We start from the raw sequence: 14,791 nt of genomic DNA on the forward strand, positions 1-14,791 counted from the left end.
TGGGAAAAGTACTTCTTCATATTCATAAAGTTATTACGCCAGCCGCATGTAATCTACCTAAGAGAGATTCAACTTCTTGAAAATTTAGGGATAGCGATTTACAAATTTGTATTGTATCTGTTTTCCCATCTAGCATGTTCAAAATATTCAAGATATTTCTGGCTTCCAAATGGGAAGTATTTCCGTCTTTGTTAATATTTGGGTACAGACCAAGTGAATCGAGCTTCGGTTCACCAACATTGTTATTGATGTAGATTCTATTTCGCTCGAGAATATAAATAATCTCAGAATAAAACTTTATAGATTTAGACAACCCTGCTTCACTTATAAACCCTAAATCATCCAAGGAAGTGTGATATTCAGGATAGTCATGATATTTGTTTGTCATTACTGAACAGACTGGCCAATTTATCGCGGGACTACACCATTGCCTTTCATCACTTCCCCTTTTTAGAAAATCCGACCGCTTAAATTCATAGTTGAGTAGGGCAAGTTCGGCAACTCTATCCGCAAGGGTCATGCCATAACGAGATGGCATGAAAACGAGATCGGAATCTACTCCAACACATGTAAGAACATATCCTGCGACAATAGATTTTGAGATTTCAGTTCGACGCAAGCTGAGGTAATGAATTGCCCCTATAGTTTCGGGTCCAATATAGAAGCGATATGAGTACCTCAACTCATTTCTTAAAGATTTTTTCCAAAGTGAATTTACAAGGCTCATCCAAACAGCTGGACCAGAAAGTTCATTATTTGCCATCTGCGGGTGACAAAAGTAAGTTGAAAAGAAAACTTCTGTATCTTCGCGGCCTGGAATAAAAATCTCGCCAAGTCTCATAACCCCTGGTGGGGAAGTTGTACTGATCCGCACCCTATAGTCCCCCGCTTCAAGAGTTTCAACAACAGAGTAAGGCAAACAGACTCCCCAAGTTTTTGAGTAGTAGGACGTCACATATGGAATTGCTGTGGGTAAATCAGAACGAGTGTGAATGTGGCTTAGCAACTCTTGGAGTTCAAATATCGCATCAATTGACTGAGAGCCAACCACCACATATAGATTCGAAAGCTCCAGATCTATCAATTCTTCGCCATTAGGGCTTACGAGAGATGCGGAGACCAGATTCCATTCATTAGGAACTGTCCAGCCATTAAAATCTGTCCCGCTGGGAATATCAATGAAATTGATTTTTGGGATTAGAAAAGATTCAAGCACGCTCATGGAATCCAAATTTCCTTTTGAAACAATTGAGCGCGGAATCTGGAATGCCTGGATGCAAAAATCCATTGCAGCTTTAGCGTCCTGCTGAAAATCTACATTCTCGGACATAAAATTTCCATGAATTTCAAATCGGCGTACACCTGGTAAATACTTTGGAGAGTCGAGATACCTTTGGAATCCAAATATGGATTATTCATCTTTGAGATACCTTCGACACGAGTAAAACTATAGCCCAAATTAGGAAACTGAAATAAAGATAAATCCACTAGTGCGCTTGAGTAAATAGACCACCATTTTGTCGGGATCGGAGAGCTTTGGAGCACTAAACTAATACTGTCCGAGTTTTCGCTACAAATTTCAGAAATTATAGAAGAGTTGAACTTCAAAATTTCTCGTCTATGCATATAATATTTAACGGAAGTGCAATTATGAAAATTCATGGCGTTAAGGACTAGAAATTCTAAGTCACCAAGGCTCATGAAACCGCTTTCTACCAAAGGACTCCCAAATACACCCAATATGCCTGGCTCTGTTTTCAAATCAGAGAAATCTAGGGATTCACACCGGCGGTGACTCTCGAGCGAATAAACTTTCGAATCCAGCAAATGTGCATAGGAACTATAAAAGCTGAACTCCTTAGTTCTATTTTCTTTCACCAATAATTTAGCAATGGAAACCACTATCAACCCGTCGTCTAAGACAATTTTTCTTGACTTGGAAACAGTTTCGAAATATTCACGACAGAAATATCCCAAGATATTTCCCAGTACAAACTCTATAGTTTTAAAGTTACGGCCGAAAAAAACAAAAAGTGGATGGATTTTTGAGTAGATTTTTTCAGAAAGGAAGAGAGTATTTTTAGGTTTTAATTTCTTAAGCGCATGTTTGTACTGAGTCTGACTTAACTGGGTTTGGTCTGCGAGATCAAAAACGACACAAATATTGAAATAAGACGATCCCACATCATCTAGAAATCTTCCGAGCTCAACAACCTGCTTAGGTGAATTTGTTAGAGATAGAAAAAATCTCATTTAGCTATTATTCGTTAATTTCACATTACGAGTGAAGAGAAAATCTCTCATATTTGAGAATTTCAGTTGACTTTGGTTTGACCAGTTGATTGAAGAGGAAACGCTGTGTTCAAACAAGGCTCCCCTTTCTTTATAATTATTAAAATAGTGCGGTTTGTCAGAAGGTTTATTAAGTCTATAGTCAAAATCACACCCGAAAAGACAAATATCAGTGGCGCCAAAATGAAGCGCAACTAGAATCCCAAAATCCAATACAACATTAGCATTCATATTTTGCACAAGGGGAAACTCATTTACAAACTCTAACGCGATCGACTTCGATAAGAGATTTTCATAACTTTGAAAAAAATCTCTAGAGTCAACTTCTTTAAATAGTGAAGCTAGATTTTCACTCAAGAATACTTCCTGCGTCGCGCTAGTGATAGCTTTCTTCCATTCCTCAGAATGCCCGAACCTTTGATCCGCGCACACATAAATTACTTGATTATTCCAATCCGAAAAATTCTCCCAAATTAAGCGATTTGTGATCAAAACCTTATCAAAAGATTCATAGAGTGCTTGATCTAAAATTAGACTAGGCCCATTTCCAAGTATTGCAATCTTCATTGATCAACCAGGTTAGGCGTCCTGAGCTTTGGTAGTGGAAGAACAGAATCATTTGGCCACAATGCATCCAGCACTTGGTCATCAAACAAATTATAGATTAACTCTAAATGGGAGATTCTAAAGTCTGTCGTTAGAAAAGTTTTGCCAACTATCGGTTGTGGTTCCGAAAATAGATTCGATTTCTCTAGGAGTCGATCAAACAGTCTTCCTAAATCTCTTTTTCCTGCTTTTACAGATGCTATCGCGGTTTCGTGGAGAGTTAGATTCCGTTCGAAAACTGGAAGCGTCTGATGAAGTATGTCACCGGCATCAGGCTGAAGATTTATTCGGTGAAAAGTGATTCCTGTGCTGAAGGGATCCATGAAATAAGTTGGCCAAAATAAGGTGGCAGAACCACGATACTTCGGGGAAAGTCCGAGATGAATATTAAATGTCTCCTCCGGAAGCAGGTCCAAAGTCTCATTTGTTAGCATCCCTGCCCCCATAACAATGCATGCATTTGCACCAAAGGATTGAATTGACTGGTGAACAGTGTTTTCATTGAGTTGATCAGGAGTAATTTTTGTGAGACTGACATGCGGAAGGTACTCGTAGGCACTCAGATCCTTGCTTCCGTAATGCTCACTTTCGAGCCGCTGTCGCAATTTGAAATGGTGACTAAAAAGTTTGCGTTGCGCGGGACTTGGATTCCTATCCTTAACCGGAAAATCTGGTAACAACGACTCTCGTTGCATGAAAATGATTTTAAATTGAACCTGGGAGTGTTGTGTAATGACATCCCTCAGAATGTATTCGTGTCTAGGGTGTGAACCGGAAATTATTAAAACTTTCATTAAATCAATTCCTTCTCAATCATTTCAATTAACTTAAGTACCGAAATTGCCTGCGATAAATCGCAGTCTGTGCTCGCGTAATCGCCAGCTTCCAGGAATTCTCTGAATGAAAATACCTGTGCCTGAAACCCTGGTTTGTATAAAGTTAGTGGTTCAGCTAATTCCAGTGCTACATGAGGGATGTATCTTCTAAGTGGATATTCTGAGTTGGGCTCAAAGATTTCGATTTTATCAAATTCGGATATATTCTCAAAACCTTTTGATAATATGGTGCGCCCTCCACCTGAAATCTTTATACTTACATTTTCAGGCGACCCCCAGTTTGTAAGTAGCGAAATTATATGACCGTCATCCGATTCAAGCTGAACCATAAAGCCATTCCCGGTCTCTTCAATCCCCCCCCACGCTCCTTTGATAACTAAAGGCCCTGAGATGTATTGTAGAAAATCAATCATGTGGCAGCCATTAATTCGAAATTGATCAAACGTTTTAATGGAATCAGGAAAGTTTGCTTGAATAAAGGAAGAAGGATTACTCCTAAGAAAATTACGCATTTTTGAAGCGCTCGCGTAGTAACGACGATTATAAGCAAAAAAGAGCTTATTTTGGTTTTTGTGATTTGCAAACTGCAACAAGTCAGTGGAACGGAGACCACCCGGTTTCTCTATAAATATAGGTAACCCAGTAGAAATAACCTGACTAATCGCAAAAGGTGTAACCGAAGTTTCAAGTGCGATGACAATGGCGTCAACACTGTCGCATTCCTGAAGGAAGCTTGAAAGATTGGGGCTCACTGGAATACTCCAGCGATCTCCAAACGCCTTCAATCTATTTGAGCCCGATCGGCTAAATGCAATCTTCGGTGCGAATCCAGCGTCAAGAAAAGCAGGTAGATGAAAATTGGATATTGGGCCGCTTCCCCAGTAAGCCAATTTGTAACTTTTCATGTGACCCTCCAAGATTTAGTGTAGGAATTCAGGTCAAGTCTCGTAGATTGTAAGTCTTGCTGAGTCAATTTTCTTTTATGTGATAGCTGCATAGCTAGAATTATTATCTCGTTAGCCCTAACAGAACCTTGGAAATCCAACGGATCAGGGCAATCTCCGCTGAGGGAATCCAAGAGAGATTCAAAAGAATTAATGGAGCCAGGTATTAGGTTCCCTTGATCGCACATTGTTGCTAAGTCATATTTCTTCGATGATCCTAACTTAGGTAGATCATTTCGAAAGACCTGGTATTCGCCAGAAAAATTTAGCGATACATGCCCTTCTTCAAAAAGTAATAATTGCATTGGAGTAACTCTAGATAGTTCGCTGTACTCAAATCTAATTCGCTTCCCTCCAATTAGAACTTGTATTTCTCCGATGGCGGTATCAAATTTTGGACGATTTTTTTGAATTGAAAATTTCAGATTACCCGATATCTCAAATTCTTTTTGATCAAGTGTGAACAATTCATTGAGCGAAGCTAACCAATGAACACCACCAGAAGCAAGGCACATTGCGCCTCCAATTGAACTGAAACTAATTAATTCACCCAAATCAAATCTCTCATTCAACCGAGAAATTCCAGAGGTGACTCCAAGTAATTTCCAACGGTTATGAGATCTAAATTGTACTTTCGGATTAGACGCTTGCAGTGAAACCAATGTATCTAATTCAGACAGGCTGTTAGTCAAGAGCTTTTCTACAATGAGATATTTAGGGCTAAGCGCTACAGCCATGATCGCATTTTCAAGATGCGAGTCTGCGGTTGTAGCAACAACAATATAGTCAAAAACAGATTCTAAATTTTCTAATTGGTCTACCAAGGTCAATTCCTGAATTTCTTGTTTGAGATCAGCTGACTTCTTTGATTCCCGTTCGCACAAATACATCGAGTGACCCAGCTTTACGCCCGCAAGTAGATAATTTTTCCCAGCACTACCCCCGCCGATTACCAAACCTTTCATGCGCCCTAAGATCTTCTTTTTAAGATTGAAGAAACGATCTCAAGGTCGAATTCCGTATCAATATCGTAGGCATCTTCTTGTGAAATATCTACATAACCAACTCTGGTTTGAAATGTGTTTAAACCGTCGATGTTGTATTCCTGGTTCATCAAGGCATGCTTTGCCAATCCACACATTGTGCCCCCATTAAAGCGCACCACCCTTGGTAACTCCTGACGATTAGACCAAAGAGTGTGCGCATCTATTTGATTAAAAGGAATAATGGTTTCATTTTTTATTACTTGCATCGCCCTGTAAGGATGGTGCTCAATTTCGTTCACAGTAAAAACCCAATCAAAATTGCCGGATTGAATTTTTTCTACTGTTTCATTTATTTGTGATACTTTGCGAAGTGGAGTTGTTGGCAGAAGCGCGCAGAAACTATGCGGAAGTTCATTCCTAGACTTTAAAAACTCCATCGCAAACTTGTACACCAAGAACATGTGTGCGGTATCGGTGGCAGTGTCCTCTGGCCTTAAAACCGGGCACTCTGCGCCATAATTCAAGGCTACTTGTTGAATTTCAAGGGAGTCGGTCATGACTATGACGCGATCGAGATTTGATTCCAGTCCCGCTTTGATTGCATGCGCAATCAACGGGACGCCGTCAAGTAACCTCAGATTCTTGTTAACTATGCCTTTCGACCCCCCTCGAGCGGGGATTAATCCAACGGTTGACGCCATGGCTTCCTTCATTCTCTCAATTTCTTTAGACTAGCATTTGACAATGAAACCATACCGAATTGAAGCAAATTAGTGGAGGCAAGACCATGGAACCACTAATTTCTGTTGTAGTTTGCGCCTGGAATGAAGAGTTATATATCCAAACTTGTATTCGATCACTCCTTAATCAGAAAATTGAAGCGCCATTTGAGATTATTCTTGTAAATGACGGCAGTACAGACTCAACTTTGAAGGTAATGGAAAACTACCGAGATATCGAAATGGTAAAAATCAAGTCAAACGTCAGAAATATGGGAATTGGGTATACATCCAATGTGGGAATCAGAATGGCACATGGTCGATACGTGGTGAGGGTTGATGCGGACGACTATGTCTCTGAGTATTTCCTTCAAACACTATTTCTCGCGATGAACGATGTAGTTACTCACAAAGCAGTCAGCTGCGATTATCATTTAGTCTCTAAAAATGGCGAAATAATCGGTAGGAGAAGTTTTCCAGATGCTCCTATCGCATGTGGAATTATGTTCGAAAAGGAAGCACTAATAAACATCGGACTCTACAATGATGATTTAAGAGTCTTTGAAGAGAGAGAACTACTGGAAAGGTTTATTCGAAGTTACAAGATGTTGAATTTACCGATAAGTCTATACCGGTATAGAATGCATGAAGCAAATACCAGCCGGGCGACATTAAACTGAAAGTAAAAATCATGAATGCACCTCAAACATTAAGATTCGATAATAACTTTCACCTCCTGGCGGAGATTGGCGTTAATCATGAAGGAGACATAAATACCGCAAAGAAAATGTTTCAAGAAGCCAAATCTGCAGGGTGCCACAGTGTAAAGCTTCAAGCATACAAAGCTGAAAACTTAGTTACTCGAGCAGCGGCCGCTTACTGGGATACATCCAAAGAAGAGACTAAATCTCAAATTGAATTGTTTCGAAAATATGATCGTTTTAGTATTTCTGACTATATAGAGTTATCAGATTTTGCCCACTCAATAGATTTACAGTTTGGCCTTTCCATCTTTAATTTGGAATGGATTGAACCTTTAAGCGAAGTTGTTGACTACTTCAAAATTGCATCTGCTGATATCACTTGCACCCCCCTTTTGGAGAAAATTTCTAGATTCAATAAACCAATAATTCTCTCAACTGGCGCTGCAACTTTAAAAGAGATTCAAACAGCGGTTGATACACTTACTCAAAACGGCAATAGCGATGTAACTTTATTACACTGTATACTTAACTACCCTACAGATTTATTTGACTCAAACCTTAAATTCCTTTCTAACTTACGTCTTAACTTTCCAGAATTAAGAATTGGACTTTCGGATCATGTTGCTGAAATTGAATTTGTAAGGTTTTCCATTGCCAGGGTATTTGGGGCGTCGGTGATTGAAAAACACTTTACCAATGACAAAAAACTCCAAGGTAACGACCATTACCATTCAGGAAGCGCAGAAGACTTTGCCAACATTCTCTCCATTGTTAAGCAAACAGATTTGCTGATGGGTTCCGGAGAAGAAATTTTGGAATGTGAGATCCCTGCGCGACAAGGAGCCCGCAGGAGTATCGTTTATTCTAAAGATTTGGCACTTGGTGAAGTGATCGAATTTGAACACCTACTTTTCAAGCGACCGGGTATAGGAGTATCTCCGACTCAATACGCAGCTATTGTAGGAAAGACACTGTTGCAAAACGTAAGCGCCGATCAGTTGGTGCAATTATCAGATTTCACCTAAATGATTTTGGTACAAGCAAGATCGACTTCTAAGCGACTCCCAAACAAATCGCTTCTTAGTATTGGTGGAGTGGCAATAATCGAATGGGTGTTATCGGCTTGTCTTGATCTTGAAAATGAGCATACAGTGGTTCTCTGTATCCCAAACACAACAGAAGAACTAGAACTTGAAAGCTTTGTGCGATTCAAATTTCCACGAGTTCGCATATTCAAAGGCAGTGAGGAAAATGTTTTTCAAAGATTTCAAGGAGCGTATAAATCACACCTCGATGAACTCTTGGCTGAAAACATCTCTAACGGAGTGATCAGAATCTGCGCTGACCGACCACTACTTTCAAGGTATCTGATTTCAGACCTCGTTCATATCGACCATGAAGTAGATCAACTGCTTTATAACCATTTCAATCCACTCAGAGTCGGCCCAATAGGCATCGGCGGGGAGTCCATGTCACGATATCTAGCAGAGAATTTATTTACAGGAAAAATGTTTGCCCTTGCAAATTTTGAGCATGTAACTTCTGATTTATATCAAACCATGCCAGAAAATTGTAAGTTTATAGAAACCTTCCCTGAAAAATACTTTGAATCCTCCTTTGACTTAACTGTAGATACTGCGGAGGATCTGAAAATGTTGAATCAATTAGTTGTTGATTTTCATATAATTCCGGGAGGGGATATTTCTGCGAGCCAATACAGAGAGATAGGAAACTTTCTATGCAAAAAATAGAGTTCGGGGACGAGTATTTTAGTAAACGAAATTTGAATGACTTAAGCCGCATGAAGTCCTTTGCCCTTGAAGCCCAGTTTATGCACAAATATGTTGACAATACTGGAATAGTCTGCGATGTTGGATGCAGCACTGGAGAATTTCTCAAATTCATTAATTGGCAAGGCAGAAAATTTGGTATTGAAATTAATTCTTATGCTGCGAAGGAAGCAAAAAAATCGTCCATTCAAATAATTGAACAGCTGCAGGATGCTATTGAAATTTTTGACGTGATTGTTCTGCGAGGAACCATTCAACACCTCCCTTCACCTTTTGAGACAATAAAAACCGCTTTCGATAAACTACGACCCGGCGGAGTCTTATTTTTAATTGCGACTCCTAACACAGACTCGATCTACTTTCGCATTTTTGGCGACTTACCTGCCTTTGATTTTCCGCGTAACTATTGGTTACCAGGTTTTAAACAGTTGAAACTTGTTTGCGAACGTGAGGGCTTCTCTTTTTCGGGAGTCCAATACCCGTACTTAAAGTCCGGTTACGCTTCGAGATGGGATTTCGTCAAGTTTATCGCAAGAATTTTCCTTAGAACACCTCGACTAGGTTGTGCATTTCCTAGAAATATGATGAATCTAGCCTTTACAAAACCTATAACCAGAGACAACGCATAGGAACCGTTTTTGTCTTGATAGAATTGAAAAATAAGGAAGAAAAAAATTTAATGGCGAACCTTGATTAAAATTAATTTTACAGAATTGTTTCTACTCCAGATTTTAGTATATTGAGTGAGCGATTTGCCAAAAAACTTCTTGTATTTTAGGAAAAGCTGAGTAAATTATTTTGAGCACCCGATCATCTCTCGACCACTAGAAACTAATTTCCATGCATCCAACTTCTCACTATGACCAAGTATGTCAAACGTAGAAACAACGAATCAAAATGTTCTTGCGGAATACAGGAAGGTTTCACGTGATATCGTCTTCCCGTGGAGATCTTTCAGGGAAAATTTGAATCACTTGAAACCGCACTTAGAGAGCAAAAATTTATTAATCCCAGTGATGCGTTTTCTACAGAAAGATGGAAGACTCGCCAGCAATTATTTTTGGATATGTCTAGAGAAGGGATCTCACCGAGACATTCAAGCCTTGTTCGTTTTTTAGAAGAGAATGAACAAATCGAAATCGTTTTAGATATTGGAGGAGGTAGTGGTTGGATTTTCCACTTACTCCGAGCGAGGATTCAAAGACCTTTAACTTACATTAATTTAGAAATTAAAGAAATTTGCGATGAATTTTCAAAAGAATTTAAAGAGACGCACCTAGTACAGTTTGTAGATTCCTGGGAACCAATCTTTCGACTAGAAAAAATCTCTCTCGTTTACTCCAATTCTACATTGCAATATATTTCTGATGAAATATTTTTTGAAAACTTCAAAAAGATTCATCATCCTCAATATCTAGTGCTTGACGATTTTATTGCTACAAGTTCACAAAGTTATTGGACGCTTCAAAACTACTATGGAAATTTTATTCCGTATTGCTTCCGAAATTTAAATGAATTCAATCAAAAACTGCTAGCACAAGGATATTCGGTTGTATCGGCGGAAGATTATCCACAAACTCTGGCATCTGGATTTGACTATGGGAGTGAAAGGATGCCCCAAACGATGGTTTACAAACTATTATGATGAGCAACTCTCCATTATGTTAAATTTGAGCATTAACTAAGAATTAGGTTGACTAACTGCCAAGTCCGAAGCGGGCATTCGAAAACCATGGGGTATATTCGGTGTCAACGATAAGCTAAAAAGCTACAAAAGAACAGGAGTTCAGAATTGCAATGCAGAATTTGTAGCAAAGACATTGAAAATGTGGTCGATTTTGGATCGATGCCGATTGCCAACAACTTCGTCAAAGAGATTGAAAGTGACAATTACAGGTTCAACCTATCTGCTTCATTCTGCCAAGATTGCCATCTCTTGCAAATAGATGAACAACCCGTTAAAGAATTAATGTTTCATGACGAATACAAGTTCTTTACTGGATTATCGGAACACATGCGAATTCACTTTCATGAAATGTTCGAGGAATATTTTAATGAAGTTCTCGCTGATTCAAAGGAAGTCTTTATTGTTGAAATTGGATGTAATGATGGAACACTTCTAGAAGCAGCAAAAAATCGCGGTTTGCGTCACTTAGGCATTGATCCATCTGCAAATGTTGTGGCAAGAGCAAGGGAACGTGGAATATCAACCGAAATTGCTTTTTTTGATTCAACTGTGGCAAAGAATGTTAAAACTAGTTATCAGAGTGCTGACTTGATATTTGCGGCAAACGTTGTGTGTCATATCCCGGATCTATTGGATTTTGCAACTGGAATCAATATGTTACTTCATGAAGACGGAAAGTTTATTTTCGAGGAACCTTATGTAGGAAGCATGATTGAAAAAACATCCTATGATCAGATTTATGATGAGCATGTTTACATTTTTGGAATCCTAGCAATTCAAAAAGTTTTCAACTTGGTTGGGTTGGAATTGATAGATGCCATTCCACAATCAACTCATGGTGGTTCAATGAGATACGTAATTGCACATCGTGATAAATTTCAAATTAGCGACAATGTGGCTAGGCTTATTGATCAGGAATTAGAACGTGGATATGACCAAGTTGAAACTTACAAGAAGTTTGGATCTGAGTGCGAATCTAGAAAGTTTGAACTTTTAAAACTGCTGAAAAAACTAAACTCACAAGGCTACAAAGTAGCTGGGTACGCGGCGACTTCAAAAAGTACAACAGTGTTAAATTACTGCAAAATTGATTCGCAATTAATTAGCTATATCTCCGATTCCACTACGGATAAACAAGGCAAGCTGTCTCCTGGAATGTATATCCCAGTGGTTTCGCATGAAACCATGCGTGCCAATCCGCCGGATTATTTAGTTCTGTTTGCATGGAATCATGAAATTGAGATCCTTCGAAAAGAGTCCATGTTGACGTCACAGGGAATGAAATGGATTAGATTTGTTCCAAAAGTTGAAGTAGTGGAATTTCATGAAAACTAAACTCTCGTTTGCTAACCCAGCTAAACAAAATGAGAAAAGCCGCCTTCAAATTTTTGAAGCGATTGAAAGAGTAGTGTATTCAGGAAATTATATCTTAGGCTCAGAAGTGCAAGACTTCGAGATTGCATTCGCTGAATATATAGGGGCCAGAAATTGCGTGGGAGTAAATTCAGGAACAGATGCCCTTATTTTGTCGTTGAGGGCGCTAGGAATCGGCCATGGAGATGAAGTCATCACTCCATCTCATACGGCGGTTGCTACCGTAGCTGCTATATGCACAACTGGCGCAAAACCTGTTTTTGTTGATGTAGATCTAGATACATTTACTTTGATTCCCGAATTGGCCGAGCGAGCCATAAACAGAAGAACAAAAGCAATAATTGCCGTGCATCTATATGGGCACCCCTGTGATATGGATCGCCTATTGGAATTGGTTGATAGGGTGGGTATTCATTTAATTGAAGATTGCTCGCAGGCGCACGGTGCTGAATGGAATGGAAAAAAAGTTGGATCATTCGGATCGGTATCGTGTTTTAGTTTCTACCCCACCAAAAACTTAGGTGCAATTGGAGATGGCGGTGCAGTTTTAACAAATAATGATGAACTGGCCGAAAGAATTCGACTTATTCGCGAATATGGCTGGGATTTAAATAGGACGTCATTAGAAATTAGCGGAGTTTCAAGATTAGACGAGATTCAAGCAGCAATTCTGAAAGTAAAGCTCGCTGATTTAAAAAAATCGATTGAACGTCGAAATGAAATTGCTATGTTGTATAGAAATGGAATAAATAATTCTGAAGTTATCTTGCCAACAACTTCAATTAACGCTATTCATGCTTTTCATTTATTTGTAATTAGAACAAACATCAGAGAAAAAATGATTAAAGATTTTAGCCGACTTGAAATATTTCCAGGAATACACTATCGGAAGCCGGTACATGCGCAACCAGCATACTTAAAGTATCAACCGATGGACGGGGACTCGTTGGCAAATACAAACCATTTAGCTGCAACCGTGCTTTCGTTACCGATGTATCCGGAATTAGATGAAAGCGATGTCAACCGAGTTATTGAAGGGATAAACAATGTTCAATCGTGAGGAATTTGAAAATGATAAAGTTATTGATATTCAGAATGCCTATTTAGACTCAGATCTTAGGAGAAAAGGTCTAGATTTCGTCATTCAGTCAGATAAGCATAAATATGGTTATTTTTGGACTTGGATGGGATTGCCGATAATTCAGATGCCAGAAGATATAGTGTTAACTCAAGAAATTATGTGGGATACCAAGCCGGATGTAATCATAGAAGCTGGTATTGCATGGGGCGGAAGTTTAGCCATGTACGCTGGATTCCAAGAACTCCAAGGATTCGGACATACGTTTGGAATTGATGTAACGATTCCCGATCACAATCGGGAAGCAATTCTAGGAATTCCAGTTGCTGATCGAATAACTTTGATTGAGGGATCATCCACTGACCCTTTAGTTTTTTCTAGAATAGCTAATGAAATTCCTGCCGACGCAAATGTAATGCTTGTTTTAGATAGCAACCATACCCATGAGCACGTCCATGCTGAATTGAAACTTTGGTCTCCATTATTAAAGAAAGGCAATTACATAATAGTTTCTGACACAATTGTAGAGAAGATTCCTCTTCAAACTCATCGTCCTAGGCCATGGGGACCGGGGAATAACCCAATGACAGGAATGCATGATTTTCTTAAAAATAATTCGAATTTTACTTTTGAAAACATGTATTCTAAGAGAGCTATAAATTCATTCAATCCAAATGGCTACTTACTTTGTACGGAATAGTTTCTAAGGGGAATGGGTTTGCCAACTCTCGATGAGAATAATTCTTCAATTAAGCGAGCTCTTGTAACTGGTTCGTCTGGAAATATCGGCAGCACTCTAGTCCCAAGATTACTTGCTGAAGGCTGGGAGGTATTTGGTGTTACAAGTCGGCCAGGTATCTCCAGCCATCCGTTATTTCATGAGATTTATTTTAATTGGCATGCCCCTAAGAAGATTTTAGTGCCTCAGATAGATGTAATTTTCCATCTCGCTTCTCAGAATAGCGCCTATGAGGCGCGAGAAAATGTGGTAAAAAATGTCACAAATACTCTTTTAAGTTTTGTGACAATTATTGAAAGCGTGAAGGAGTCTGGCTCTAGACCGGTCCTAATACAGACAGGATCGATTAGTGAATACGGACTGGAAATGCCTGCTTCTACTGATACAAGCTACCCAAATCCCCAAACTTTCTATGAGTGCAGCAAGTTAACTACGCAGGTCTATGGTGATCAATATGTAAGGGAAAATATTGTTAGCCAAAATTTTGTACTCCGCCTTTCAAATGTTTACGGAAATAATCAGAGGACAGATGGCGCTCAACGAGGTTTTCTAGACCGTTGTATCAGATTGGGAATATCTGGACAACCTCTGACTTATTTCGGAACCGGCAACTATGTTCGAGACTACATTCATATTCAAGATGTCATTAATGCACTTCTTACTTGTTATGAATATCGACGAAAACTAGAGCATCGATCTTACGATATTGGAACGAATGTGGCGACAAGTGTTTTTGAAATGCTTCAAATAGTCATTCGAGAAATAGACGATATTGCTAAAATTCGAACAAAACTTTACCAAAAAGATTTTCCAGCGAATAGCTATGATATTGAAAAGCGCAATGGATTTGTGCGGCAAACCACGTTCGGGTATGAAACAGGTTGGAAAGCAAAGATAACTCTGTCTGAAGGTATACGAGAGTCTGTATACTCGATTTTTACAAGGGACTCAAAGATTTAACTCAATCTAAGTCTGTTCGATTACTATTCTAAGAGCGGATTATCAAACCATTGAAATTGTTGGGTTAATTTTAAAT

At 39.1% G+C, this 14,791-nt stretch carries 16 protein-coding genes; 9 read left to right on the forward strand and 7 right to left on the reverse strand.

The window, feature by feature from the left end; all coding sequences use genetic code 11:
* Nucleotides 1-22: 22 nt before the first annotated feature.
* Genes A1s21148_RS00225 through A1s21148_RS00255 form a run of 7 tightly spaced genes read right to left on the reverse strand, consistent with a single transcriptional unit; the run spans nucleotide 23 to nucleotide 6,377 of the window.
* Complete coding sequence (locus A1s21148_RS00225) at nucleotides 23-1,330, reverse strand: DUF4910 domain-containing protein (RefSeq protein WP_095670499.1); 1,308 nt, start codon at nucleotides 1,328-1,330, stop codon at nucleotides 23-25.
* Entirely contained in the window at nucleotides 1,315-2,253 is a 939-nt protein-coding gene (locus tag A1s21148_RS00230; RefSeq protein ID WP_095670500.1) for a hypothetical protein, read from the reverse strand. The genes A1s21148_RS00225 and A1s21148_RS00230 overlap by 16 nt, the downstream gene beginning before the upstream one ends.
* The gene (locus A1s21148_RS00235) at nucleotides 2,254-2,859 is read right to left on the reverse strand and encodes a hypothetical protein (protein WP_095670501.1); all 606 of its coding nucleotides are present in this window, start codon (nucleotides 2,857-2,859) and stop codon (nucleotides 2,254-2,256) included.
* The gene (locus A1s21148_RS00240) at nucleotides 2,856-3,692 is read right to left on the reverse strand and encodes a formyltransferase family protein (RefSeq protein WP_095670502.1); all 837 of its coding nucleotides are present in this window, start codon (nucleotides 3,690-3,692) and stop codon (nucleotides 2,856-2,858) included. The genes A1s21148_RS00235 and A1s21148_RS00240 overlap by 4 nt, the downstream gene beginning before the upstream one ends.
* The gene (locus A1s21148_RS00245) at nucleotides 3,692-4,639 is read right to left on the reverse strand and encodes a Gfo/Idh/MocA family oxidoreductase (RefSeq protein WP_095670503.1); all 948 of its coding nucleotides are present in this window, start codon (nucleotides 4,637-4,639) and stop codon (nucleotides 3,692-3,694) included. Before A1s21148_RS00245 ends, A1s21148_RS00240 begins: the two co-directional genes overlap by 1 nt.
* Nucleotides 4,636-5,643 carry a Gfo/Idh/MocA family oxidoreductase gene (locus tag A1s21148_RS00250; RefSeq protein WP_095670504.1) on the reverse strand — a complete coding sequence of 336 codons (1,008 nt, stop codon included), beginning with the start codon at nucleotides 5,641-5,643 and terminating at the stop codon, nucleotides 4,636-4,638. Before A1s21148_RS00250 ends, A1s21148_RS00245 begins: the two co-directional genes overlap by 4 nt.
* 5 nt (nucleotides 5,644-5,648) lie before the next feature.
* Nucleotides 5,649-6,377, reverse strand: coding sequence for an acylneuraminate cytidylyltransferase family protein (locus A1s21148_RS00255; RefSeq protein ID WP_095670505.1), 729 nt, complete (start codon nucleotides 6,375-6,377; stop codon nucleotides 5,649-5,651).
* A 74-nt stretch (nucleotides 6,378-6,451) separates the two neighbouring features.
* Between A1s21148_RS00255 and A1s21148_RS00260 the strand changes: the two genes are divergently transcribed.
* From A1s21148_RS00260 to A1s21148_RS00300, 9 genes are all read left to right on the forward strand, one after another.
* Nucleotides 6,452-7,063 (forward strand): glycosyltransferase family 2 protein, encoded by a 612-nt coding sequence (locus A1s21148_RS00260; RefSeq protein ID WP_095670506.1) that lies wholly within the window; start codon nucleotides 6,452-6,454, stop codon nucleotides 7,061-7,063.
* A gap of 11 nt (nucleotides 7,064-7,074) precedes the next feature.
* The gene (locus tag A1s21148_RS00265) at nucleotides 7,075-8,112 is read left to right on the forward strand and encodes an N-acetylneuraminate synthase family protein (protein WP_095670507.1); all 1,038 of its coding nucleotides are present in this window, start codon (nucleotides 7,075-7,077) and stop codon (nucleotides 8,110-8,112) included.
* Nucleotides 8,113-8,838: a cytidylyltransferase domain-containing protein gene (locus A1s21148_RS00270; protein ID WP_095670508.1), complete on the forward strand. Its 726-nt coding sequence runs from the start codon at nucleotides 8,113-8,115 to the stop codon at nucleotides 8,836-8,838.
* Nucleotides 8,826-9,506, forward strand: coding sequence for a class I SAM-dependent methyltransferase (locus A1s21148_RS00275; RefSeq protein WP_095670509.1), 681 nt, complete (start codon nucleotides 8,826-8,828; stop codon nucleotides 9,504-9,506). Before A1s21148_RS00270 ends, A1s21148_RS00275 begins: the two co-directional genes overlap by 13 nt.
* Before the next feature lie 314 nt (nucleotides 9,507-9,820).
* Nucleotides 9,821-10,522, forward strand: coding sequence for a class I SAM-dependent methyltransferase (locus tag A1s21148_RS00280; protein WP_095670510.1), 702 nt, complete (start codon nucleotides 9,821-9,823; stop codon nucleotides 10,520-10,522).
* 147 nt (nucleotides 10,523-10,669) lie between these two features.
* The gene (locus A1s21148_RS00285; RefSeq protein WP_095670511.1) at nucleotides 10,670-11,899 is read left to right on the forward strand and encodes a class I SAM-dependent methyltransferase; all 1,230 of its coding nucleotides are present in this window, start codon (nucleotides 10,670-10,672) and stop codon (nucleotides 11,897-11,899) included.
* Entirely contained in the window at nucleotides 11,889-12,998 is a 1,110-nt protein-coding gene (locus tag A1s21148_RS00290) for a DegT/DnrJ/EryC1/StrS family aminotransferase (protein WP_095670512.1), read from the forward strand. Before A1s21148_RS00285 ends, A1s21148_RS00290 begins: the two co-directional genes overlap by 11 nt.
* Nucleotides 12,985-13,716 carry a cephalosporin hydroxylase family protein gene (locus A1s21148_RS00295; RefSeq protein ID WP_095670513.1) on the forward strand — a complete coding sequence of 244 codons (732 nt, stop codon included), beginning with the start codon at nucleotides 12,985-12,987 and terminating at the stop codon, nucleotides 13,714-13,716. The genes A1s21148_RS00290 and A1s21148_RS00295 overlap by 14 nt, the downstream gene beginning before the upstream one ends.
* Nucleotides 13,717-13,734: 18 nt before the next feature.
* On the forward strand, nucleotides 13,735-14,715 hold the full coding sequence (locus A1s21148_RS00300; protein WP_190276888.1) for an NAD-dependent epimerase/dehydratase family protein: 981 nt from the start codon (nucleotides 13,735-13,737) through the stop codon (nucleotides 14,713-14,715).
* The last annotated feature ends 76 nt before the right edge of the window (nucleotides 14,716-14,791 follow it).

Origin of the sequence: Candidatus Planktophila lacus (genome assembly GCF_002287925.1) — a bacterium.
GTDB lineage: Bacteria > Actinomycetota > Actinomycetes > Nanopelagicales > Nanopelagicaceae > Planktophila > Planktophila lacus.

Excerpts from the sequence above, each read along its gene's own strand:
- A1s21148_RS00225 (WP_095670499.1), bottom strand. The coding sequence starts at position 1,330 with ATGTCCGAGAATGTAGATTTTCAGCAGGACGCTAAAGCTGCAATGGAT.
- A1s21148_RS00230 (WP_095670500.1), bottom strand. The coding sequence starts at position 2,253 with ATGAGATTTTTTCTATCTCTAACAAATTCACCTAAGCAGGTTGTTGAG.
- A1s21148_RS00235 (WP_095670501.1), bottom strand. The coding sequence starts at position 2,859 with ATGAAGATTGCAATACTTGGAAATGGGCCTAGTCTAATTTTAGATCAA.
- A1s21148_RS00240 (WP_095670502.1), bottom strand. The coding sequence starts at position 3,692 with ATGAAAGTTTTAATAATTTCCGGTTCACACCCTAGACACGAATACATT.
- A1s21148_RS00245 (WP_095670503.1), bottom strand. The coding sequence starts at position 4,639 with ATGAAAAGTTACAAATTGGCTTACTGGGGAAGCGGCCCAATATCCAAT.
- A1s21148_RS00250 (WP_095670504.1), bottom strand. The coding sequence starts at position 5,643 with ATGAAAGGTTTGGTAATCGGCGGGGGTAGTGCTGGGAAAAATTATCTA.
- A1s21148_RS00255 (WP_095670505.1), bottom strand. The coding sequence starts at position 6,377 with ATGAAGGAAGCCATGGCGTCAACCGTTGGATTAATCCCCGCTCGAGGG.
- A1s21148_RS00260 (WP_095670506.1), top strand. The coding sequence starts at position 6,452 with ATGGAACCACTAATTTCTGTTGTAGTTTGCGCCTGGAATGAAGAGTTA.
- A1s21148_RS00265 (WP_095670507.1), top strand. The coding sequence starts at position 7,075 with ATGAATGCACCTCAAACATTAAGATTCGATAATAACTTTCACCTCCTG.
- A1s21148_RS00270 (WP_095670508.1), top strand. The coding sequence starts at position 8,113 with ATGATTTTGGTACAAGCAAGATCGACTTCTAAGCGACTCCCAAACAAA.
- A1s21148_RS00275 (WP_095670509.1), top strand. The coding sequence starts at position 8,826 with ATGCAAAAAATAGAGTTCGGGGACGAGTATTTTAGTAAACGAAATTTG.
- A1s21148_RS00290 (WP_095670512.1), top strand. The coding sequence starts at position 11,889 with ATGAAAACTAAACTCTCGTTTGCTAACCCAGCTAAACAAAATGAGAAA.
- A1s21148_RS00295 (WP_095670513.1), top strand. The coding sequence starts at position 12,985 with ATGTTCAATCGTGAGGAATTTGAAAATGATAAAGTTATTGATATTCAG.